Genomic DNA, 23,168 nt, shown 5'->3' on the forward strand with positions numbered 1-23,168 from the left:
AGTTTCATAAATATACAAAAGTTTTTATTTTGTCTTGGAGGAAATAATGAAAATAAAAGAGATCATTGTGGTCGAGGGGCGTGACGATACGGCCCGCATCAAATTGGCTGTTGATGCAGACACAATTGAAACAAATGGTTCAGCTATCGACGATCATGTGATTGACCAAATCCGTTTGGCTCAGAAGACCAGAGGCGTGATTATTTTAACGGATCCGGACTTTCCGGGAGAGAAGATCCGCAAAACCATTTCAGAGGCTGTACCCGGCTGTAAGCATGCATTTTTGCCAAAGCACCTTGCCAAACCTAAAAACAAGCGGGGAATTGGTGTGGAGCATGCATCGGTTGAAAGCATTAGGGCATGTTTAGAAAATGTCCATGAAGAGATGGAAGCGCAGCCGAGTGAGATTTCGGCTGAGGATTTGATTCATGCCGGACTAATAGGCGGATCTGCGGCCAAACGCCGCCGCGAACGACTGGGTGATCTGTTGAAAATCGGCTATACAAATGGCAAACAACTTCAAAAACGGCTGCAAATGTTTCAAATTAAAAAAAGTGATTTTATGAGTGCGCTCGATACCGTTATGCGGGAGGAACAGAATGAATAAAGATATTGCGACACCGATTAGAACGAAAGAGATATTGAAGAAATACGGTTTTTCTTTTAAAAAGAGCTTAGGACAGAATTTCTTAATTGATACGAACATTTTAAACCGAATTGTCGATCACGCAGAAGTGACGGAGAAAACAGGTGTCATTGAAATCGGCCCAGGAATCGGTGCTTTAACCGAACAGCTTGCCAAGCGGGCGAAAAAAGTCGTGGCATTTGAGATTGACCAGCGTTTACTGCCGATTCTGAAGGACACGCTGTCACCTTACGACAATGTCACTGTCATTCATCAGGACGTGTTAAAGGCTGATGTCAAATCGGTCATTGAAGAACAATTTCAAGACTGCGATGAGATCATGGTAGTAGCCAACCTTCCTTATTACGTAACAACACCGATTATCATGAAACTGCTTGAAGAGCATCTTCCGCTGAAAGGGATTGTGGTCATGCTGCAAAAAGAAGTGGCTGAGCGCATGGCGGCTGATCCTTCATCTAAGGAATACGGCTCGCTTTCAATCGCGGTGCAGTTTTATACAGAAGCCAAAACGGTGATGATCGTTCCGAAAACCGTATTTGTCCCTCAGCCTAATGTCGATTCCGCAGTCATCCGTCTGATTCTCCGAGACGGCCCGGCAGTGGACGTAGAAAACGAATCCTTTTTCTTTCAGCTCATCAAGGCAAGCTTTGCACAGCGCCGTAAAACGCTGCTCAATAACTTAGTTAACAATCTGCCTGAAGGAAAAGCACATAAATCAACGATTGAGCAAGTGCTTAAAGAAACAAATATTGACGGCAAGCGCCGAGGTGAATCCCTGTCTATCGAGGAGTTCGCAGCGCTGTCTAACGGATTGTATAAAGCCCTTTTCTAAAAGGGCTTTCAGCGTATCGACAAACCCTCGCATTCGTTGTCAAGACTGCGCTTCAATGCTCACGAATTATAACATTCGCTGCGCTCCGATGCTCGCCTTTCCTAGACTTCAAGGGTTTTCAACAATAGGAAAGCCCTTTTCTAAAAGGGCTTTTTGTTTTGCGCACCACATGGACTGCCGCTACATAGGCTAGAGAAGGACCTTTCATTCAATGATAAGAAAAAACTTGGACTCAGCGAAAAAAGGCGCTTTCTCAAGGCTCTTTCTTTCATGATGAGGCTTAGTCTATGTGTGGAGTGAGGAACGTGCAATTTCAAATAGGGGATATGGTAGCCAGAAAATCCTATCAGATGGATGTTTTGTTTCGAATTATAGGAATAGAGCAAACAAGCAAAGGAAATTCAATTGCCATTTTGCATGGAGATGAAGTCAGGCTGATTGCTGATTCGGATTTTTCTGATCTGGTGGCAGTGAAAAAGGATGAGCAGATGATGCGGAAAAAGAAAGATGAGAGCAGAATGAATGAGTCGCTCGAATTGCTCCGCCAGGATTATAAGCTGCTCAGAGAAAAGCAGGAGTACTTTGCGACAAGCCAATATCAGCATCAGGAGCATTATTTCCATATGCCTGGCAAAGTGCTTCATCTGGATGGTGACGAAGCATATCTGAAAAAATGCTTGAATGTCTATAAAAAAATAGGAGTGCCGGTCTATGGCATCCATTGCCACGAAAAGAAAATGTCTGCTTCTATTGAAGAATTGCTCGACAAATATCGACCAGATATCCTGGTGATCACAGGGCATGATGCGTATTCGAAGCAAAAGGGCGGCATTGATGATTTGAACGCGTACAGACATTCTAAGCACTTTGTTGAAACCGTTCATAAAGCCCGAAAAAAGATCCCTCACTTAGATCAGCTTGTTATTTTTGCGGGGGCCTGCCAATCCCATTTTGAATCACTCATCAGAGCGGGTGCAAATTTTGCGAGTTCACCATCAAGAGTAAATATTCATGCGCTTGATCCGGTATATATCGTCGCGAAGATCAGCTTTACACCGTTTATGGAACGGATCAATGTATGGGAAGTGCTCCGTAATACGCTGACAAGAGAGAAAGGGCTTGGAGGTATTGAAACAAGAGGAGTACTGAGAATTGGCATGCCTTATAAGTCCAATTAACAGTTGAAAACCTGCATAGTAGATCTATGCGGGTTTTTTATTTTGCATAATGATACATAATTTACCGAAACTTGCGGAACATAATTGAGGAATCATAGAATTTTGTCAAAATAATTTTATTGACAACGTCTTATTAACGTTGATATAATTTAAATTTTATTTGACAAAAATGGGCTCGTGTTGTACAATAAATGTAGTGAGGTGGATGCAATGGCGAAGACGTTGTCCGATATTAAAAGATCGCTTGATGGGAATTTAGGTAAAAGGCTGACGTTAAAAGCAAACGGTGGCCGCCGAAAAACGATTGAGCGTTCGGGCATTTTAGCTGAGACGTACCCTTCTGTTTTTGTGATACAACTAGATCAAGACGAGAACTCGTTTGAAAGAGTTTCATACAGTTATGCTGATATTTTGACTGAGACTGTTGAGCTGACATTTAATGATGACGCAGCAAGCTCAGTGGCATTTTAACGGGCAGTGAACCTTTTGTTTACTGCTTTTTGTTTTGCCCTTTTTTGGTTTCCAGTAATTTTAACGAAAGTTCCATTTGATTTAACAAAAGATAAAACAGTCACATATTATCGTGACGTGCACGAATGGCTATCACTTCTAAAAAAGGGGTTGTTTCGTTTGGGCAGACGTCGTGGAGTTATGTCAGATGAGTTTAAATATGAGCTGGCTAAGGACCTTGGTTTTTATGACACAGTAAAAAATGGCGGTTGGGGCGAAATTCGGGCCCGCGATGCTGGTAATATGGTAAAGCGCGCCATTGAAATCGCTGAACAGCAAATGGCTCAGAATCATAATAACCGATAAGGATGTGACCCGGGGACGTGCCGTTCCCCGGTTTTTTATATTGGATATAAATACATAATGGGCTGAATATGGATATGTTCATCCTGTACTTCAAATGTGATACAATGTTCATACTTATGTTTAGATGGAGAAGTAGGTGAAAGCTATGCGTATTTTAGAAAAAGCGCCAGCCAAGATCAATCTGTCACTTGACGTCACCCGAAAACGCCCGGATGGTTATCATGAAGTCGAAATGATCATGACGACAATTGATTTAGCTGATCGAATTGAATTGACGGAGCTGGCAGAGGATGAAGTGAGGGTTTCCTCCCACAACCGTTTTGTGCCTGATGACCAAAGAAACTTAGCTTATCAGGCCGCCAAGCTGATCAAGGACAGATACAACGTGAAAAAGGGAGTTTCCATCATGATTACGAAGGTAATTCCGGTGGCTGCCGGTCTTGCCGGCGGAAGCAGTGATGCGGCGGCGACGCTCAGAGGGCTGAACAGACTGTGGAATTTAAATCTTTCTGCGGAAACGCTTGCTGAGCTTGGAGCGGAAATTGGCTCCGACGTTTCATTTTGTGTCTATGGAGGAACTGCACTTGCAACAGGGCGCGGCGAGAAAATTAAACATATCAGCACGCCTCCGCACTGCTGGGTCATTTTAGCGAAGCCGACAATCGGTGTTTCAACTGCTGAAGTGTACAGAGCGCTGAAACTGGATGACATAGAGCATCCCGATGTACAAGGCATGATCGAGGCGATAGAGGAAAAGAGTTTTCAAAAGATGTGCAGCCGTTTAGGCAATGTGCTCGAATCTGTTACGCTTGATATGCATCCTGAAGTCGCGATGATCAAAAACCAGATGAAACGCTTTGGTGCAGATGCCGTGTTAATGAGCGGGAGCGGTCCGACAGTGTTTGGACTGGTTCAGTATGAGTCGAAGGTGCAGAGAATTTATAACGGGTTAAGAGGCTTCTGCGATCAAGTTTATGCGGTGAGAATGATCGGCGAACAGAACGCTCTTGATTAAATCCGTATGTTAAGTTATATTGATCTTAAAATATTCGGATTTTGGGGGTAAGTTCATGAAGTTTCGTCGCAGCGGCAGATTGGTGGACTTAACAAATTACTTGTTAACCCATCCGCACGAGTTAATACCGCTAACCTTTTTCTCTGAGCGGTATGAATCTGCAAAATCATCGATCAGTGAAGATTTAACAATTATTAAACAAACCTTTGAACAGCAGGGGATCGGTACTTTGCTTACTGTTCCCGGTGCTGCCGGAGGCGTTAAATATATTCCGAAAATGAAGCAGGCTGAAGCTGAAGAGTTTGTGCAGACTCTTGGACAGTCGCTGGCAAATCCTGAACGTATCCTTCCGGGCGGTTATGTATATTTAACGGATATCTTAGGAAAGCCATCTGTACTCTCCAAGGTAGGGAAGCTGTTTGCTTCCGTGTTTGCAGAGCGCGATATTGATGTTGTCATGACCGTTGCCACGAAAGGCATCCCTCTTGCGTACGCAGCTGCGAGCTATTTGAATGTGCCTGTTGTGATCGTTCGTAAAGACAATAAGGTAACAGAAGGCTCCACAGTCAGCATTAATTACGTTTCAGGCTCCTCAAACCGCATTCAAACAATGTCACTTGCGAAAAGAAGCATGAAAACGGGTTCAAACGTACTCATTATTGATGACTTTATGAAAGCAGGCGGCACAATAAATGGTATGATTAACCTGTTGGATGAGTTTAACGCAAATGTGGCGGGAATCGGCGTCTTAGTAGAGGCCGAAGGAGTAGATGAACGTCTTGTTGATGAATATATGTCACTTCTTACTCTTTCAACCATCAACATGAAAGAGAAGTCCATTGAAATTCAGAATGGCAATTTTCTGCGTTTTTTTAAAGACAATCTTTTAAAGAATGGAGAGACAGAATCATGACAAAAGCAGTCCACACAAAACATGCCCCAGCGGCAATTGGGCCTTATTCACAAGGGATTATCGTCAACAATATGTTTTACAGCTCAGGTCAAATTCCTTTGACTCCTTCAGGCGAAATGGTGAACGGAGATATTAAGGAGCAGACTCATCAAGTATTCAGCAACTTAAAAGCGGTTCTGGAAGAAGCGGGTGCTTCTTTTGAAACAGTTGTAAAAGCAACTGTGTTTATCGCGGATATGGAACAGTTTGCGGAAGTAAACGAAGTGTACGGACAATATTTTGATACTCACAAACCGGCGAGATCTTGTGTGGAAGTCGCAAGACTCCCGAAGGATGCGCTAGTCGAAATTGAAGTTATTGCATTGGTAAAATAATAAGAAAAGTGATTCTGGGAGTGCCCGGGATCACTTTTTTATTTACCTTATGCCCGAAATAAAAGCGATATGACCTAATTGTGTAACTATATCCTATTTTTTCAAAAAATATTTTAAAAACGAGCAGGATTTCAGAGAAAATCGTGGAATTGATACACTAATGCTTTTATATAGGGAAAAGGTGGTGAACTACTGTGGAAGTTACTGACGTAAGATTACGCCGCGTGAATACCGATGGTCGCATGAGAGCGATTGCATCCATCACGCTGGATCACGAATTTGTTGTACATGATATTCGTGTGATTGATGGAAACAATGGTCTTTTCGTTGCGATGCCGAGTAAACGCACCCCTGATGGAGAGTTCCGCGATATTGCTCATCCTATTAATTCAAGCACGCGAGGAAAGATTCAAGATGCCGTGTTAAATGAGTATCATCGTCTGGGTGACACTGAAGCATTAGAATTCGAAGAAGCTGGAGCTTCTTAAAAAATAACCAAAAAGCAAGGACTGCTGAAAGGGCTGACATAAGCCTTTTGCCGGCGGTCCTTTTTTAATTCTGATTTTTCAAACGTATTTGCACTCAATAGAAAATTCTTGCACTTCATGAAGTCTCCTTGAAATCAGAAGATATTTAGGATATATTTTTCTATGGATAAAAGGGATATTGGAGGCCAATAAATGGATAAGCGGTTTGCAGTTGTTTTAGCGGCTGGACAAGGAACGAGAATGAAATCGAAGCTTTATAAAGTCCTTCATCCAGTTTGCGGTAAGCCTATGGTAGAGCACGTCGTGGACGAAGCCTTAAAATTATCTTTATCGAAGCTTGTCACGATTGTCGGACATGGTGCGGAAGAAGTGAAAAAGCAGCTTGGTGATAAAAGCGAGTACGCGCTTCAAGCAGAACAGCTTGGCACTGCTCATGCTGTAAAACAGGCACAGCCATTTCTTGCTGACGAAAAAGGCGTCACGATTGTCATTTGCGGAGATACGCCGCTTTTAACAGCAGAGACGATGGAAGAGATGCTGAAAGAACATACACAAAGAGAAGCGAAAGCTACGATTTTAACTGCGGTTGCAGAAGATCCAACCGGATATGGCCGCATTATTCGCAGCCAAAACGGAGCGGTTCAAAAAATCGTTGAGCATAAGGACGCCTCTGAAGAAGAACGTCTTGTAACTGAGATCAATACCGGTACGTATTGTTTTGACAATGAAGCGCTATTCCGGGCTATTGATCAGGTGTCTAATGATAATGCCCAAGGCGAGTATTATTTGCCGGATGTCATAGAGATTCTTAAAAATGAAGGCGAAACTGTTGCCGCTTACCAGACTGGTAATTTCCAAGAAACGCTCGGAGTTAATGATAGAGTTGCTCTTTCTCAAGCAGAACAATTTATGAAAGAGCGTATTAATAAACGGCATATGCAAAATGGCGTGACGTTGATTGACCCGATGAATACGTATATTTCTCCTGACGCTGTTATCGGAAGCGATACTGTGATTTATCCTGGAACTGTAATTAAAGGTGAGGTGCAAATCGGAGAAGATACGATAATTGGCCCTCATACGGAGATTATGAATAGTTCCATCGGCAGCCGTACGGTTATTAAACAATCGGTAGTCAATCACAGTAAAGTGGGGAATGATGTAAACATAGGACCTTTTGCTCACATCAGACCTGATTCTGTCATCGGGAATGAAGTGAAGATCGGAAACTTTGTAGAAATTAAAAAGACTCAATTCGGAGACCGAAGCAAGGCATCTCATCTAAGCTATGTCGGTGATGCTGAGGTAGGCACTGATGTAAACCTGGGCTGCGGTTCAATTACTGTCAATTATGATGGGAAGAATAAGTATTTGACAAAAATTGAAGATGGCGCGTTTATCGGCTGCAACTCCAACTTGGTTGCCCCTGTCACAGTCGGAGAAGGCGCTTATGTGGCGGCAGGTTCAACTGTTACGGAAGATGTACCTGGAAAAGCGCTTGCTATTGCCAGAGCGAGACAAGTTAATAAAGACGATTATGTGAAAAATATTCATAAAAAATAATCCTAAATTCGGAGGTTTATCCATGTCTAATCAATACGGAGATAAGAATTTAAAGATTTTTTCTTTGAATTCGAATCCAGAGCTTGCAAAAGAAATCGCAGATATAGTTGGAGTTCAATTAGGGAAATGTTCTGTCACAAGATTTAGTGACGGGGAAGTCCAAATTAATATCGAAGAAAGTATTCGCGGATGTGATTGTTACATCATCCAGTCTACAAGTGACCCCGTTAACGAGCATATTATGGAACTGCTGATTATGGTAGATGCGTTAAAACGCGCTTCTGCAAAAACGATTAACATTGTTATTCCTTATTACGGTTATGCGCGTCAAGACAGAAAAGCAAGATCCCGTGAGCCAATCACAGCTAAACTTTTCGCTAACCTGCTTGAAACAGCTGGTGCGACTCGTGTGATTGCACTCGACCTGCATGCGCCGCAAATTCAAGGATTCTTTGATATACCGATTGACCACTTAATGGGTGTTCCGATTTTAGGAGAATATTTTGAAGGCAAAAACCTTGAAGATATCGTCATTGTTTCACCAGACCACGGCGGTGTGACACGTGCCCGCAAACTGGCTGACCGACTAAAAGCGCCGATTGCGATTATCGATAAACGCCGTCCGCGTCCAAACGTGGCGGAAGTTATGAATATTGTAGGTAATATCGAAGGGAAGACTGCTATCCTCATCGATGACATTATTGATACTGCAGGTACGATTACACTTGCTGCTAATGCGCTCGTAGAAAACGGAGCGAAAGAAGTATATGCATGCTGTACACACCCTGTACTATCAGGCCCTGCGGTTGAACGAATTAATAATTCAACAATTAAAGAGCTCGTTGTGACAAACAGCATCAAGCTTCCTGAAGAAAAGAAAATTGAACGCTTTAAGCAGCTTTCAGTCGGGCCGCTTCTGGCTGAAGCGATTATTCGCGTTCATGAGCAGCAATCAGTCAGCTATCTGTTCAGCTAAACCGTTTTTTGAGGTTTAAATCCTAATCGTTATGGGTATTGTTTGTAATAGGACAATTAAAACGATAATAGGATGGTGCTGAATATGGCAACTTTAACGGCAAAAGAAAGAACGGACTTTACTCGTTCATCTCTTCGGAATATCCGTACTTCAGGACATGTTCCAGGTATCATATATGGGAAGGATACTGGCAACAAACCAGTGTCATTAGACAGTGTGGAGCTGATCAAAACGCTGAGGGACGAAGGCAAAAATGCAGTCATTACGCTTGAGGTCAGCGGAGAAAAACACTCTGTCATGGTGACAGACCTGCAAACGGACCCGCTGAAAAATGAAATCACTCATGCTGATTTTCAAGTAGTCAATATGAGTGAGGACATTGAAGTGGAAGTTCCGATTCATCTGACCGGAGAAGCCATTGGTGTGAAAAACGGAGGCGTATTGCAGCAGCCGCTATATGCACTTACTGTAAAGGCTAAGCCAAAAGCCATTCCGCAAACGATTGAGGCTGATATTTCTAATCTCGATGTAAATGAAGTACTGACGATCGCGGATTTGCCTGCTGGCGGTGACTACTCCTTTCATCATGAATCAGATGAGGTCGTGGCTTCTATCCTTCCTCCGCAGCAGCAGGAAGCAGCTGAGATCGATGAAGAGGAATCTGCTGATGCTCAGCCTGAAGGTGAAAACAAAGAACAATAATAGCTTAAGGCGTAACCCTCCCGCGGTTACGTCTTTTGTGCTAGAATGAGAAGAATTATAGCCCGTTTATGAAGACGGGAGTTATGTGACTAAGGGAGGATTCGCCATGCTTGTGATTGCCGGTCTCGGAAACCCGGGAAAGAACTATGAAAATACACGGCATAATGTCGGATTTATGGTGATAGATCAGCTTGCAAAGGAATGGAATATAGAGCTGAATCAAAATAAATTTAACGGATTATACGGAACCGGATTTGTTTCCGGCAAAAAGGTTCTACTTGTTAAACCGCTTACATATATGAATTTATCAGGAGAATGTTTGCGGCCTTTAATGGATTACTATGATGTCGATAACGAAGATTTGACAGTCATTTACGACGATCTCGACCTTCCGACTGGCAAGATTCGGTTAAGAACGAAAGGAAGCGCCGGAGGGCACAACGGCATCAAATCACTGATCCAGCATCTTGGAACATCCGAGTTTGACCGTATCCGCATCGGAATCGGCCGGCCTGTAAACGGCATGAAGGTCGTTGATTATGTGTTAGGCTCCTTTACAAAGGAGGAGGCACCTGAGATCGGGGAAGCGGTTGATAAATCTGTGAAGGCTTGTGAGGCTTCTCTGAGTAAACCGTTTTTAGAAGTCATGAACGAATTTAACGCAAAGGTATAAAATGAAACAACAAAGTCCATACTACACCAAAATGACTTTTTGATCAGGAGGTCCCTTGTATGGCTTTGCATTATTATTGTCGTCATTGCGGAGTGAAAGTAGGCAGTCTCGAATCTTCAATGGTATCGACAGACTCACTTGGATTTCAGCACTTAACAAATGAGGAAAGAAACGATATGATTTCTTATAAAGAAAATGGAGATGTCCATGTTTTGACGATATGTGAAGACTGCCAAGAGGCGCTTGACCGAAATCCGCATTACCACGAATATCACACATTTATTCAATAAAAAGCTTTGGTGTAGACACTAGACCAAAGCGTTTTTCTGTTCTCACAGGAAACAGAGAGGAGGGGCCATATGGACAACATTCAAACCTTTATAAAAGAAAGCGATGACTTTAAATCCATCATCAACGGTTTACACGAGGGCCTGAAGGAACAACTGCTCGCGGGTCTGTCGGGTTCCGCGCGTTCTGTTTTTACTTCTGCCCTGGCTAATGAAACGAATAAGCCTATCTTTCTCATCACCCATAACTTATATCAAGCCCAGAAAGTAACAGATGATCTGACTTCACTTCTGGAGGATCGGTCTGTCCTTTTGTACCCCGTCAATGAACTCATTTCATCAGAAATCGCAGTGGCAAGCCCTGAATTACGGGCGCAGCGATTAGATGTCATTAATAGATTAACGAATGGAGAAGCGCCGATTGTCGTTGCTCCTGTAGCTGCCATCAGAAGAATGCTGCCGCCTGTAGAGGTGTGGAAAAGCAGCCAGATGCTCATTCAAGTAGGGCATGATATCGAACCTGACCAGCTAGCGTCACGGCTGGTGGAGGTAGGGTATGAACGGTCTGATATGGTATCTGCGCCCGGAGAATTCAGTATTCGCGGAGGAATCATTGATATTTATCCGCTTACTTCAGAAAATCCGGTGAGAATTGAACTTTTTGACACTGAAGTCGATTCAATCCGCAGCTTTAATTCAGATGATCAGCGGTCAATTGAGACCCTTACTTCGATCAATATCGGTCCTGCGAAGGAATTAATTATCAGACCGGAAGAAAAAGCACGGGCGATGGAGAAAATCGATAGCGGTCTTGCTGCGAGCTTGAAAAAATTAAAGGCTGACAAGCAAAAAGAAATACTTCATGCGAATATTTCTCACGATAAAGAACGCTTGTCTGAAGGCCAGACAGATCAGGAGCTCGTGAAGTATCTCTCATATTTCTATGAAAAGCCTGCTAGTTTACTAGATTATACACCTGAAAATACACTTCTGATTTTGGATGAAGTCAGCCGGATTCATGAGATGGAAGAACAGCTTCAAAAAGAAGAAGCAGAGTTTATAACAAATCTTCTTGAGGAAGGCAAGATTTTGCATGACATTCGTTTGTCATTCAGCTTCCAAAAAATAGTGGCTGAGCAAAAACGGCCTCTGCTGTACTATTCTTTATTTTTGCGGCATGTACAGCATACGAGCCCGCAAAATATCGTCAATGTGTCAGGCCGTCAAATGCAGAGTTTCCATGGGCAAATGAACGTGCTCGCGGGTGAAATGGAGCGTTTTAAAAAATCAAATTTCACTGTTGTGTTCTTAGGAGCAAACAAGGAACGTACACAGAAATTGTCATCTGTTTTGGCTGATTATGATATCGAGGCCGCCGTGACAGACAGCAAAAAAGCGCTTGTTCAGGGACAGGTCTATATCATGGAAGGCGAGCTCCAATCGGGATTTGAGCTGCCATTAATGAAGCTTGCTGTTATTACGGAAGAAGAACTGTTCAAAAACCGTGTGAAAAAGAAGCCGCGAAAACAGAAGCTTACCAATGCAGAGCGCATCAAGAGCTATTCTGAGCTTCAAATTGGTGATTATGTCGTTCATATTAATCACGGGATCGGAAAATACCTGGGAATTGAAACCCTTGAAATCAACGGAATTCATAAAGACTATTTAAATATTCATTATCAGGGAAGTGACAAGCTTTACGTTCCTGTAGAACAAATTGATCAGGTGCAAAAATATGTCGGCTCCGAAGGAAAAGAGCCAAAGCTATATAAATTAGGCGGAAGCGAATGGAAACGGGTTAAGAAAAAAGTAGAGACATCCGTTCAGGATATTGCTGATGACTTAATTAAGCTCTATGCCGAAAGAGAAGCGAGCAAGGGATACGCGTTTTCTCCTGACCATGAGATGCAGCGTGAATTCGAATCAGCTTTCCCTTATCAAGAGACTGAGGATCAGCTTCGTTCGATTCACGAAATCAAAAAAGACATGGAAAGAGAACGTCCGATGGACCGCTTGCTGTGCGGAGATGTGGGCTACGGTAAAACAGAGGTTGCCATACGTGCCGCGTTTAAGGCGATCGGCGACGGAAAGCAGGTAGCTCTGCTCGTCCCGACAACCATTTTGGCACAGCAGCACTATGAAACCATTAAAGAGCGCTTCCAGGACTATCCGATTAATATCGGCCTTCTCAGCAGGTTCAGAACAAGAAAAGAAGCAAACGAAACAATCAAAGGATTGAAAAACGGGACGGTTGATATCGTCATCGGGACGCATCGGCTGCTATCAAAAGATGTCGTGTATAAAGACTTAGGGCTCCTCATCATTGATGAAGAGCAGCGTTTCGGTGTAACCCATAAAGAAAAGATCAAGCAAATAAAAGCCAATGTTGATGTTTTAACGCTAACAGCAACGCCGATTCCGCGTACGCTGCATATGTCTATGCTTGGCGTAAGGGATCTTTCAGTCATCGAAACCCCGCCGGAAAACCGCTTCCCCGTACAGACGTATGTTGTGGAATACAATGGCGCTCTTGTCAGAGAGGCAATTGAACGTGAGCTTGCACGCGGGGGCCAGGTCTATTTCTTGTACAACCGGGTAGAGGACATCGAGCGGAAAGCGGATGAGATCTCAATGCTTGTCCCTGACGCAAAGGTGACGTACGCCCACGGAAAAATGACAGAAAATGAATTAGAAACCGTTATGCTAAGTTTCCTTGAAGGAGAATCAGACGTTCTCGTCAGTACAACCATTATTGAAACAGGCGTGGACATCCCGAACGTCAATACGCTGATCGTATTTGACGCCGACAAGATGGGGCTTTCTCAGCTTTACCAGCTGCGGGGGCGTGTCGGCCGTTCTAACCGTGTGGCGTATGCGTACTTCACATACCGTCGGGATAAAGTGCTGACAGAAGTAGCTGAAAAAAGGCTGCAGGCCATTAAAGAATTCACAGAGCTAGGTTCCGGTTTTAAAATCGCAATGCGTGACTTAACCATTCGCGGAGCGGGGAATCTTCTTGGCGCCCAGCAGCACGGCTTCATCGATTCGGTCGGATTTGACCTCTATTCCCAAATGCTGAAAGAGGCCATTGAAGAACGTAAAGGAGACACAGCGAAGACAGAGCAGTTTGAAACAGAAATTGATGTCGAGCTTGATGCGTATATTCCAGAAACATATATTCAAGACGGCAAACAGAAAATTGATATGTATAAACGCTTTAGATCTGTGGCGACAATCGAAGAGAAGAACGAGCTTCAGGATGAAATGATCGACCGCTTTGGAAACTATCCAAAAGAAGTCGAATACTTGTTTACTGTTGCAGAAATGAAGGTTTATGCGAGACAGGAACGTGTCGAGCTGATTAAGCAGGATAAAGACGCTGTCAGATTGACGATCTCTGAAGAAGCAAGTGCTGAAATTGACGGACAGAAGCTGTTTGAGCTTGGCAATCAATATGGCAGACAAATCGGACTGGGAATGGAAGGGAAAAAACTCAAAATCTCCATACAGACGAAAGGCCGTAGTGCCGATGAGTGGCTCGACACCGTGCTGGGCATGCTGAAGGGCTTAAAAAATGTGAAAAAGCAAACCATTTCATCAACGTAAATTTTGTTACTCTCTGGTGTATATTACATTTGATGTGACGGATACTAATTTCAAGCGAGGCGGAAGGTACATAAAGTAACTGCTTTAGGTCTTTCCCACATATATACCATCAAATGAAAGAGAGGCACCAGAGATGAAAGCAACCGGTATCGTACGTCGTATTGATGACTTAGGTCGGGTCGTGATTCCTAAAGAAATTCGAAGAACTCTGAGAATCAGGGAAGGCGATCCGCTTGAGATTTTTGTGGATCGTGACGGAGAAGTGATTTTGAAAAAGTACTCTCCGATCAGTGAGCTTGGAGACTTTGCAAAAGAGTATGCAGACGCGCTTTACGACAGTCTCGGCCATTCAGTGCTGATTTGTGATCGTGATGTATATATTGCCGTGTCTGGCAGCTCCAAAAAAGATTACTTAAACAAGTCAATCAGCGAAATGCTGGAAAGAATAATGGATCAGCGCAGCTCTGTGCTTGAGAGTGATGCGAAATCAGTGCAGCTTGTGAATGGCATAGATGAGGACATGAATTCTTATACTGTCGGCCCAATAGTGGCGAATGGCGATCCGATAGGTGCTGTGGTGATTTTTTCAAAAGATCAATCAATGGGCGAAGTAGAGCATAAAGCCGTTGAAACAGCAGCTGGATTTTTGGCTCGTCAAATGGAACAGTAGGTCTTATTCCTTTTATCGAAAATAGGTATGAAAAGAACAGCTCTCCTTTGAGACGCTGTTCTTTTTCATGCGTGCCGAAATAGGATTCCAAGGGTTGGGATATGGTATAATAACCTCGTTTTTATTTGTGCCGCGGTAATACGTGAACCGTATTGCCCTTGACGTTGGGAAGGAGCTTTTGGATGGACGATTCAATAGGCGTTAAACGGCATTGGGTTTGGCAGGGGGCATTTGTTTTAATTCTGGCAGGCGTCATCACAAAAATTTTAAGCGCCGTTTACAGAGTCCCGTTTCAAAACATTGTCGGCGATGTTGGATTCTATATATATCAGCAGGTATATCCCTTTCTTGGTATTGCGGTTATGCTATCAACATCAGGATTTCCGGTCATTATTTCGAAACTGATGAATGATTATAGCGAAAAAAATCATCACACTATATTAAAAATATCAGCGTGGTTTTTGTCTTTAATCGGTATGTTATTATTTCTTTGTTTATATTTGGGTGCTGTTCCCATCGCGCTCTTTATGGGGGATTCGCATCTCGCTGAGTTAATTCAAGTGACCGCGTATGCATTTCTGTTGTTCCCATTTGTCGCGTTGCTTAGAGGCGGTTTTCAAGGGCGGCACGAAATGCTCCCTTCGGCCCTATCACAGATGACAGAGCAGTTTCTGCGAGTTGCGGTGCTCTTAGGATTATCATTTTGGCTCGTCAAAAAAGGAGCCTCACTTTATACTGCGGGAGCGGCAGCAGCTTCCGGATCTCTTGCCGGAAGTTTCGTTGCATTGATAATACTCGGATTTTTTTGGTTCAAAATGAAAAGAGACAAGCAAACGGGTAGGCAAAATGAAAATGACATCACCACAAAAGAATTGACGAAAAAACTGCTGTTATATTCGGTTACAATTTGTGTAAGCAGTTTGCTGCTTTTGTTTATCCAGCTTGTTGATGCTTTGAATTTATATGCTTTGCTATCAGGTGGTGAGGCAAGCGAAGAAGCGAAACGCCTAAAGGGAATTTATGATCGGGGACAGCCCTTGCTGCAGCTCGGCTCAGTGTTTGCCATAAGCATTGCGACGTCACTCGTTCCGTATATTTCTATGGCTGTAAAAAACAAAGAGCTGAAGATCATGAAAGAAAAAATCACGTCATCTTTGAAACTGTGCCTTGTGCTCGGTACAGGCGCATCGGCTGGGTTAATTTGTATTCTTAAGCCGGTGAATATCATGTTGTTTCAAAATGGAGAAGGGACAGGTGCGTTACAAATATTTAGCAGCTCCATTTTGTTTGCATCTATGGCGGTAACGGCAGCGGCAGTCTTACAGGGCGCGGGGTACACAGTTTTTCCTGCGATAGCGGTAGGCATGGGTGTTGCAGTGAAATGGGTGTTAAACACTCTATTGGTTCCGCGCTATGGGATTGAAGGTGCATCGCTTGCGACAGCGGCTTCCTTTGCTGCTGTCGCCGGCCTTAACTTGTATCAGCTTCGGCAAAAGGAATGGCTCGATAAGCTTAGAGGTGTTTTGATTCCGATTATTGGATCTGCTCTTTTGATGTCAGCTGTTTTGCTTGTGTATACGCGTCTCTGGACTTTCTTGTTTCCTGCAACAGGAAGAGGAGCGGCTGTGATTGAGAGTCTTTCTGCTGTTGCTATTGGTGGCGCGGTGTTTATTTATTGTATGATGAGATTGGGAATATTTACAGATGAAGAGCTGAACAGTGTGCCATTCGGCAGCAAGTTAAGCAAATTCATGAGAAGGAGAGAACAAAATGGCGGGTAAAATTACTGTCGTCGGACTTGGTGCCGGAGACATGGACCAATTGACAATTGGTATACACAAGCTGCTGACGAAGGCAGATACGCTGTATGTCAGAACCAAGGATCATCCTTTAATTGAGGAGCTTGAAAAAGAAACGAAGAACATCCGTTACTTTGACGATATATATGAGAAGCATGATCAGTTTGAGGCGGTATATGAAGAAATTGCTGACATCCTCTTTGAAGCGGCGCAGCGTGAGGACGTGGTTTATGCTGTACCGGGACACCCGTTTGTCGCAGAAAAAACAGTTCAGCTGCTGACGGAGCGGCAGGAAAAGGAAAATGTTCAAGTGAAAGTCGCAGGGGGACAAAGTTTCCTTGATGCCACATTCAATGCCTTGCAAATCGACCCGATTGAAGGTTTTCAATTTGTGGATGCCGGCACATTGTCCGCGGATGAGCTAGAGCTCAGCCATCATTTGATTATATGTCAGGTTTACGACCAAATGACGGCCTCAGAAGTGAAGCTGACATTAATGGAGAAGCTGCCTGATGATTATGAGGTCGTGATCGTGACTGCAGCAGGCAGCCGTGACGAAGATATCAGGACAGTGCCATTATTTGAGCTGGACCGCAATGTCGCCTTGAATAACTTAACAAGTGTGTATATTCCGCCGATTAAAGAAGAGAAGCTGCTTTATCACGAATTCTCCACGTTCCGAAGCATCATCAGAGAGCTTCGCGGACCTAATGGATGTCCGTGGGATAAAAAGCAGACGCATCAGTCATTAAAGCAGTACATGATTGAAGAATGTTATGAGCTTCTCGAAGCAATTGACGAAGAAGACACAGACCATATGATCGAAGAGCTTGGCGACGTTTTGCTTCAGGTCTTGCTTCACGCGCAAATTGGTGAAGATGAAGGTTATTTCACAATTGATGATGTCATAAAAGGAATCAGTGAAAAAATGGTCCGAAGACATCCCCATGTGTTTAAAGATGTTAAGGTTCAGGATGAGAACGATGTATTGGCAAATTGGGAAGATATAAAAAAGGCTGAAAAAAACACATCTGAATCATCGTTATTAGACAGCGTACCGAAGACTCTTCCAGCTCTTTCGAAAGCTGCTAAATTGCAGAAAAAAGCAGCGAAGGTCGGTTTTGACTGGGAAGACGTCAGCGATATTTGGGAAAAGGTAAGTGAGGAAATGCAGGAATTTTCTTCTGAGGTTTCTGAAGCTCCTCATGAACACAATCTTAAAGCCGAGTTTGGCGACATTTTGTTCGCGCTGGTGAATGTAGCCCGCTTCTACAAAATAGAGCCAGAGGAAGCGCTGACTATGACTAATGACAAATTCCGGAGACGGTTCTCATACATTGAAGAAACAGCGAAGGAAAAGGGAATCGAGCTGGCTGATATGTCTCTTGAGGACATGGACAAACTGTGGAACGAAGCAAAAGAAACTGAGAGGAGATCATAGATATGAGATTAGATAAATTTTTAAAAGTATCACGGCTGATCAAACGACGTACACTAGCGAAGGAAGTAGCTGACCAAGGACGAATCTCTATAAACGGAAACCAGGCGAAAGCAAGCTCTGACGTAAAACCGGGAGATGAACTAACGGTCCGCTTCGGACAAAAGCTTGTAACGGTTCAAGTTAATGAATTGAAAGACACAACGAAAAAAGAAGAAGCTGCAAACATGTATACGATTCTAAAAGAAGAAAAACTCGGCGAATAGGCTTGTTCTAAAAAAATCCCCCTCCTCATACAATGCAGTAATAGTGCTAAAAGTATCGAGGATATGGGGGCTGAATAGATGAATTCATATTATGATCAAAAAGGTTCTTCGTCTGTTCCGGAACAGCATGATGTGACAATGAAAGGCCGGAAGCATTTAGATATTTCTGGGGTTAAGCATGTGGAGAGCTTCGATAATGAAGAATTCCTGCTAGAAACGGTGATGGGAATGCTCTCCGTCAGAGGCCAAAACCTGCAGATGAAAAATCTAGATGTGGAAAAAGGGATTGTTTCTATTAAAGGCAGGGTATTTGATTTAGTGTACTTAGACGAACAACAAGGGGATAAAGCTAAAGGATTTTTTAGCAAGTTGTTTAAATGACGCTGACGACACAATTCTATACAATGCTGGCGATGTCCGGTATGGGTCTCTGGCTTGGTGCTTCGCTTGATACATACCGGCTCTTTGTCATTCGTGCTAAAACAGCCAGATGGCTATTATTTATTCATGATATTCTTTTCTGGATTGTGCAAGGGCTGCTTTTCTTTTATGTCTTGCTTCATGTAAATGAGGGAGAATTCAGGATTTACATCTTTTTAGCGGTTCTGCTGGGCATTGCGACGTATCAGAGCCTTTGCAAACGAATCTATATAAAAATACTGAAATTCGTCATTTACCTTGTTGTTTCTGTTTATCAATTCTTCAAAAAACTCATTCAGCACGTGTTATTTCGTCCTATTGTGTGGACATGCGGAGCGATCATCTGGATGGTGGCATTTTTATTCAAGAAAACATACCGCCTGATCTGTTTTCTCCTGCTGTGTCTTTATAAAATAGTCATGGTTCTGTGTTTTCCGATCCGTTTTATCGTGAAACAATGTTTGAAACTTCTTCCTGTGAGAATGCGTCTAACTTTTAGACGTTTATTTGAAAAAGGTGCAGGATTTCTCAAAAAGAAGAAGAAACTATTGATAACCATAAGAACGACCATCACAAGTTTTTTGAAGAGATGAAAGGAGGACCGTCTGGTTTGAATTTTTCCAGGGAACGAACGATAACTGAAATACAAAACGACTATAAAGAACAAGTGGAACGGCAGAATCAGCTGAAGAAAAGAAGACGCAAAGGGCTGTACAGACGGTTGACTGTATTCGGCGCCCTAGTATTCCTGACGGCAATTGTGCTGGCAAGCTCTGTATGGTCCCAAACATCTTCCCTTAGCGCAAAAGAAGAAAAGAAAGAACAGCTTGAAAAAGAACTGAAAAATTTAAAGACAAAACAAGCGGATTTAAAAGAAGAAATATCCAAATTGAAGGATGAGGATTACGTCACAGAGCTTGCCAGAAGGGACTTATTCATGTCTGGAGACGGAGAAATTATCTTCAATGTGGAGAAGAAGAGCAAGTAGCCTTGTTGACACTTAAATTTTTATTTAGGTATAATTAAGCAAACGATCTTTTTATAAGCCTAAGGAGGAGCACTTTTTTTATGTCGATTGAAGTTGGCAGCAAGTTGCAAGGGAAAATTACAGGTATTACAAATTTTGGAGCATTTGTTGAATTGCCTGGAGGCTCAACCGGTCTCGTTCACATTAGTGAGGTAGCTGATAATTATGTCAAAGACATTAACGACCACTTAAAAGTCGGCGACCAAGTTGAAGTGAAAGTCATCAACGTTGAAAAAGACGGGAAAATTGGTTTATCTATTAAAAAAGCTAAAGACCGTCCGCAAGCCAGACCTAGAAATGATTTCCGTCCGAAAGAATCTTTTGAACAGAAAATGAATAAGTTTTTAAAAGACAGCGAAGATCGCTTGTCATCTTTAAAACGCAATACGGAATCAAAACGTGGAGGGCGCGGAGCAAGAAGAGGATAACTTGCTGCTTTCTATAAAATAAATGAAGCATCCGTTCATCCCGACGGATGCTTTTTTATTATCCTCACCCTCTCTAATAGTTAGAAAATTACAACATTAAAGTTTCTGTTGACGAAAGAGACAAACCTTTGTATTATATAACTTGTGCTTAGAAGCACAAAACAATATGGCGGTGTAGCTCAGCTGGCTAGAGCGTACGGTTCATACCCGTGAGGTCGGGGGTTCGATCCCCTCCGCCGCTACCATATTTGTTTGGCCCGTTGGTCAAGCGGTTAAGACACCGCCCTTTCACGGCGGTAACACGGGTTCGAATCCCGTACGGGTCATCCTAAGAAAATCGGTTTCTCTTGCAGAAACCGATTTTTTTCATTTTTAGACAACATTCCAGAAATTCTTTTGATAAACGAATATCAAGGCAGAAACCGTCGAAGATTTCTTCGGTATTGTTACCTTCTTTTGACAAAATCCTATCTGTGTATTCGCTATAATGACAGGCAACGAATATAACAGGTGGGAGATGAGAGGAATGGAAAAAGCAGAAAGAAGAGTGAACGGGCCAATGGCGGGACAGGCTTTGGAAAAACTCCAATCGTTTTTTAACAGGGGAACGAAGCTGGTGACCCATCATTTGCATTCACTGTTTTTCTATAAAGGATTCATTTATGTCGTCATCGGATTTTTGCTTGGACGAGCTTTCATATTATCCGAGGTGCTTCCTTTCGCACTTCCTTTCTTTGGAGCGATGCTTCTCATCAGAAGAGACAAAGCGTTTTATGCGGTTTTGGCCGTGCTTGCAGGTGCGCTGACTATATCTCCGAAGCACTCATTGCTCATACTAGCGGCATTGCTGGCATTCTTCGTAATTTCTAAAGTGGCTGCTTTCATTACCGACGATCGCGTAAAAGCACTCCCGATTGTCGTGTTCTTCTCCATGGCTGCAGCAAGAGCCGGGTTTGTTTATGCCCAAAATGGCGCATTTACAACCTATGATTATGTAATGGCTGTCGTTGAGGCTGGACTATCGTTTATCTTAACATTGATTTTCCTTCAGAGCCTTCCAGTTTTCACTGTGAAAAAAGTGAAACAATCATTAAAAATAGAGGAAATCATTTGCTTTATGATCCTGATTGCTTCTGTGTTAACGGGACTGGCCGGCTTGTCCTACCAAGGGATGCAGGCAGAACATATATTGGCTCGCTATGTTGTATTGAGTTTTTCCTTTATTGGCGGAGCAAGCATTGGATGTACGGTTGGCGTCGTGACCGGCCTGATTCTTGGCTTAGCGAATATCGGAAACCTCTATCAAATGAGTCTGCTTGCTTTTTCCGGTTTATTAGGCGGCTTGCTGAAGGAAGGGAAAAAAGCAGGTGCGGCGATCGGCCTGATCGTTGGGTCGCTCCTTATATCTTTATATGGTGAAGGCTCTGCCGGTCTGATGACAACGCTCTATGAGTCACTAATCGCAGTCGGCCTGTTTTTGCTCACACCTCAATCTATTACAAGGAAAGTGGCGAGATATATTCCGGGAACTGTGGAGCATCTTCAAGAGCAGCAGCAATACGCAAGAAAAATCCGAGATGTCACTGCTCAGAAGGTAGACCAGTTCTCCAATGTATTTCACGCGCTGTCTGAAAGCTTTGCAACCTTTTACCAAGCATCAGACGAACAGACAGATGACAGCGAAGTGGATCTGTTTTTAAGCAAAATCACGGAGCATTCCTGTCAGACGTGTTACAAGAAAAACAGGTGCTGGGTACAGAACTTTGATAAAACATATGACTTAATGAAACAAGTTATGCTTGAAACAGAAGAAAAAGAATATGCATCAAACCGAAGGCTGAAAAAAGAGTTTCATCAGCATTGTTCTAAATCAAAGCAGGTTGAAGAGCTGATTGAGGATGAGCTCGCACATCATCATGCCCATTTGACGCTCAAGAAAAAAGTCCAGGACAGCAGGCGTCTTGTTGCCGAACAGCTTTTAGGCGTTTCTGAGGTCATGGCCGACTTTTCTCGGGAAATAAAAAGAGAGCGAGAACAGCACTTTCTGCAGGAAGAGCAAATCATAGAGGCACTTCAGCATTTCGGAATTGAGATTCAGCATGTAGAGATCTATAGCCTTGAACAAGGAAATATCGATATTGAAATGACGATTCCGTTCAGCGGACATGGAGAAAGTGAAAAAATCATTGCCCCTATGCTTTCTGACATTCTGGAAGAACAAATTCTTGTGAAAGCCGAACAGCACTCTCCGCATCCGAATGGATACAGCCATGTCGCCTTTGGATCAACTAAATCATACAGGGTGTCTACAGGTGCAGCACACGCTGCGAAGGGCGGCGGCCTTGTCTCCGGCGACAGTTACAGCATGATGGAGCTAGGAGCCAGAAAATATGCTGCGGCAATCAGTGACGGAATGGGCAATGGCGCAAGAGCGCACTTTGAAAGCAATGAAACGATCAAGCTTCTTGAGAAAATCCTTGAATCCGGCATTGATGAAAAAATAGCAATTAAAACCATTAACAGCATATTGTCCTTAAGGACAACTGACGAGATATATTCCACGCTTGACCTATCTATTATCGATCTACAAGATGCAAGCTGTAAATTTCTGAAGGTTGGATCGACGCCTAGCTTTATCAAACGGGGTGACCAGGTCATGAAAGTTCAAGCGAGCAATCTGCCAATCGGTATTATTAATGAATTCGATGTGGAGGTTGTGAGTGAACAGCTAAAAGCGGGTGACCTCTTAATTATGATGAGTGATGGCATTTTTGAGGGGCCTAAGCATGTGGAAAATCACGACTTATGGATGAAGCGTAAAATGAAAGGGTTGAAAACAAATGACCCGCAGGAGATTGCCGATTTGCTTATGGAAGAAGTCATCCGCACAAGGTCCGGCCAAATTGAGGACGATATGACTGTTGTTGTCGTCCGGATTGATCACAATACACCGAAGTGGGCATCCATTCCTGTTCCGGCAATCTTTCAAAACAAACAAGAAATTTCATAACGCTTCCGTATAAATCAAATTTCTTCTGGCGAAGATGGGAA

24 protein-coding genes and 2 tRNA genes are annotated in these 23,168 nt (G+C 43.2%); all 26 read left to right on the top strand.

The genetic code is table 11. From position 1 onward, the window contains the following. Positions 1–46 precede the first annotated feature (46 nt). On the top strand, positions 47–607 hold the full coding sequence (gene rnmV, locus NZD81_RS20860) for a ribonuclease M5 (protein WP_014662481.1): 561 nt from the start codon (positions 47–49) through the stop codon (positions 605–607). Then, entirely contained in the window at positions 600–1,478 is an 879-nt protein-coding gene (gene rsmA / locus NZD81_RS20865) for a 16S rRNA (adenine(1518)-N(6)/adenine(1519)-N(6))-dimethyltransferase RsmA (protein WP_282373895.1), read from the top strand. Before rnmV ends, rsmA begins: the two co-directional genes overlap by 8 nt. A 305-nt stretch (positions 1,479–1,783) precedes the next feature. Next, a complete protein-coding gene (gene prtG / locus NZD81_RS20870) occupies positions 1,784–2,656 on the top strand; it encodes a sporulation-specific protease PrtG (RefSeq protein WP_040081075.1) in 873 nt (290 codons plus the stop codon). Positions 2,657–2,866: 210 nt separating this feature from the next. Beyond that, positions 2,867–3,127: a biofilm formation stimulator Veg gene (gene veg, locus NZD81_RS20875; RefSeq protein ID WP_003218330.1), complete on the top strand. Its 261-nt coding sequence runs from the start codon at positions 2,867–2,869 to the stop codon at positions 3,125–3,127. Between the two features lie 159 nt (positions 3,128–3,286). Beyond that, positions 3,287–3,472: a small, acid-soluble spore protein, alpha/beta type gene (locus NZD81_RS20880; RefSeq protein ID WP_040081073.1), complete on the top strand. Its 186-nt coding sequence runs from the start codon at positions 3,287–3,289 to the stop codon at positions 3,470–3,472. Between the two features lie 145 nt (positions 3,473–3,617). Next, a complete protein-coding gene (gene ispE, locus NZD81_RS20885; protein ID WP_071582136.1) occupies positions 3,618–4,487 on the top strand; it encodes a 4-(cytidine 5'-diphospho)-2-C-methyl-D-erythritol kinase in 870 nt (289 codons plus the stop codon). A 55-nt stretch (positions 4,488–4,542) separates the two neighbouring features. Next, a complete protein-coding gene (purR, locus tag NZD81_RS20890; RefSeq protein WP_014662485.1) occupies positions 4,543–5,400 on the top strand; it encodes a pur operon repressor in 858 nt (285 codons plus the stop codon). After that, the gene (gene ridA / locus NZD81_RS20895; RefSeq protein WP_003226738.1) at positions 5,397–5,774 is read left to right on the top strand and encodes a 2-iminobutanoate/2-iminopropanoate deaminase; all 378 of its coding nucleotides are present in this window, start codon (positions 5,397–5,399) and stop codon (positions 5,772–5,774) included. Before purR ends, ridA begins: the two co-directional genes overlap by 4 nt. A 194-nt stretch (positions 5,775–5,968) precedes the next feature. Next, complete coding sequence (gene spoVG / locus NZD81_RS20900) at positions 5,969–6,262, top strand: septation regulator SpoVG (RefSeq protein WP_003218346.1); 294 nt, start codon at positions 5,969–5,971, stop codon at positions 6,260–6,262. Positions 6,263–6,454: 192 nt separating this feature from the next. Beyond that, positions 6,455–7,825 (top strand): bifunctional UDP-N-acetylglucosamine diphosphorylase/glucosamine-1-phosphate N-acetyltransferase GlmU, encoded by a 1,371-nt coding sequence (gene glmU, locus NZD81_RS20905; protein ID WP_040081070.1) that lies wholly within the window; start codon positions 6,455–6,457, stop codon positions 7,823–7,825. A 22-nt stretch (positions 7,826–7,847) separates the two neighbouring features. Next, a complete protein-coding gene (locus tag NZD81_RS20910; protein WP_003218353.1) occupies positions 7,848–8,801 on the top strand; it encodes a ribose-phosphate diphosphokinase in 954 nt (317 codons plus the stop codon). A gap of 84 nt (positions 8,802–8,885) precedes the next feature. After that, positions 8,886–9,503 carry a 50S ribosomal protein L25/general stress protein Ctc gene (locus NZD81_RS20915; RefSeq protein ID WP_041521232.1) on the top strand — a complete coding sequence of 206 codons (618 nt, stop codon included), beginning with the start codon at positions 8,886–8,888 and terminating at the stop codon, positions 9,501–9,503. A 106-nt stretch (positions 9,504–9,609) separates the two neighbouring features. Further along, positions 9,610–10,176, top strand: a complete 567-nt coding sequence (gene pth / locus NZD81_RS20920; protein WP_040081067.1) for an aminoacyl-tRNA hydrolase — start codon at positions 9,610–9,612, stop codon at positions 10,174–10,176. Between the two features lie 59 nt (positions 10,177–10,235). Then, entirely contained in the window at positions 10,236–10,466 is a 231-nt protein-coding gene (gene fin / locus NZD81_RS20925; RefSeq protein WP_003243417.1) for an anti-sigma-F factor Fin, read from the top strand. A gap of 69 nt (positions 10,467–10,535) precedes the next feature. Beyond that, positions 10,536–14,069, top strand: coding sequence for a transcription-repair coupling factor (gene mfd, locus NZD81_RS20930; RefSeq protein WP_069150727.1), 3,534 nt, complete (start codon positions 10,536–10,538; stop codon positions 14,067–14,069). Positions 14,070–14,202: 133 nt separating this feature from the next. Continuing rightward, the gene (spoVT, locus tag NZD81_RS20935; protein WP_014662490.1) at positions 14,203–14,739 is read left to right on the top strand and encodes a stage V sporulation protein T; all 537 of its coding nucleotides are present in this window, start codon (positions 14,203–14,205) and stop codon (positions 14,737–14,739) included. A gap of 182 nt (positions 14,740–14,921) precedes the next feature. Continuing rightward, positions 14,922–16,520, top strand: coding sequence for a putative polysaccharide biosynthesis protein (locus tag NZD81_RS20940; RefSeq protein ID WP_282373897.1), 1,599 nt, complete (start codon positions 14,922–14,924; stop codon positions 16,518–16,520). Continuing rightward, on the top strand, positions 16,510–17,979 hold the full coding sequence (gene yabN / locus NZD81_RS20945) for a bifunctional methyltransferase/pyrophosphohydrolase YabN (RefSeq protein WP_289861130.1): 1,470 nt from the start codon (positions 16,510–16,512) through the stop codon (positions 17,977–17,979). The genes NZD81_RS20940 and yabN overlap by 11 nt, the downstream gene beginning before the upstream one ends. A gap of 2 nt (positions 17,980–17,981) precedes the next feature. Further along, the gene (locus tag NZD81_RS20950; protein WP_003226716.1) at positions 17,982–18,242 is read left to right on the top strand and encodes an RNA-binding S4 domain-containing protein; all 261 of its coding nucleotides are present in this window, start codon (positions 17,982–17,984) and stop codon (positions 18,240–18,242) included. 78 nt (positions 18,243–18,320) lie between these two features. Beyond that, positions 18,321–18,623 carry a sporulation protein YabP gene (yabP, locus tag NZD81_RS20955; protein WP_003226714.1) on the top strand — a complete coding sequence of 101 codons (303 nt, stop codon included), beginning with the start codon at positions 18,321–18,323 and terminating at the stop codon, positions 18,621–18,623. Next, positions 18,620–19,255 carry a spore cortex biosynthesis protein YabQ gene (yabQ, locus tag NZD81_RS20960; RefSeq protein ID WP_282373898.1) on the top strand — a complete coding sequence of 212 codons (636 nt, stop codon included), beginning with the start codon at positions 18,620–18,622 and terminating at the stop codon, positions 19,253–19,255. The genes yabP and yabQ overlap by 4 nt, the downstream gene beginning before the upstream one ends. 17 nt (positions 19,256–19,272) lie before the next feature. Beyond that, positions 19,273–19,650, top strand: coding sequence for a cell division protein DivIC (divIC, locus tag NZD81_RS20965; RefSeq protein ID WP_040081060.1), 378 nt, complete (start codon positions 19,273–19,275; stop codon positions 19,648–19,650). A gap of 80 nt (positions 19,651–19,730) precedes the next feature. Beyond that, positions 19,731–20,117: a S1 domain-containing RNA-binding protein gene (locus NZD81_RS20970; RefSeq protein ID WP_003218379.1), complete on the top strand. Its 387-nt coding sequence runs from the start codon at positions 19,731–19,733 to the stop codon at positions 20,115–20,117. Positions 20,118–20,285: 168 nt separating this feature from the next. Further along, positions 20,286–20,362 (top strand) — tRNA-Met (locus NZD81_RS20975). A gap of 9 nt (positions 20,363–20,371) precedes the next feature. After that, positions 20,372–20,443 (top strand) — tRNA-Glu (locus tag NZD81_RS20980). A gap of 200 nt (positions 20,444–20,643) precedes the next feature. Beyond that, on the top strand, positions 20,644–23,127 hold the full coding sequence (spoIIE, locus tag NZD81_RS20985; protein WP_069150731.1) for a stage II sporulation protein E: 2,484 nt from the start codon (positions 20,644–20,646) through the stop codon (positions 23,125–23,127). The last annotated feature ends 41 nt before the right edge of the window (positions 23,128–23,168 follow it).

The organism is Bacillus sp. B.PNR1 (assembly GCF_030386235.1).
Taxonomy (GTDB): domain Bacteria; phylum Bacillota; class Bacilli; order Bacillales; family Bacillaceae; genus Bacillus; species Bacillus stercoris.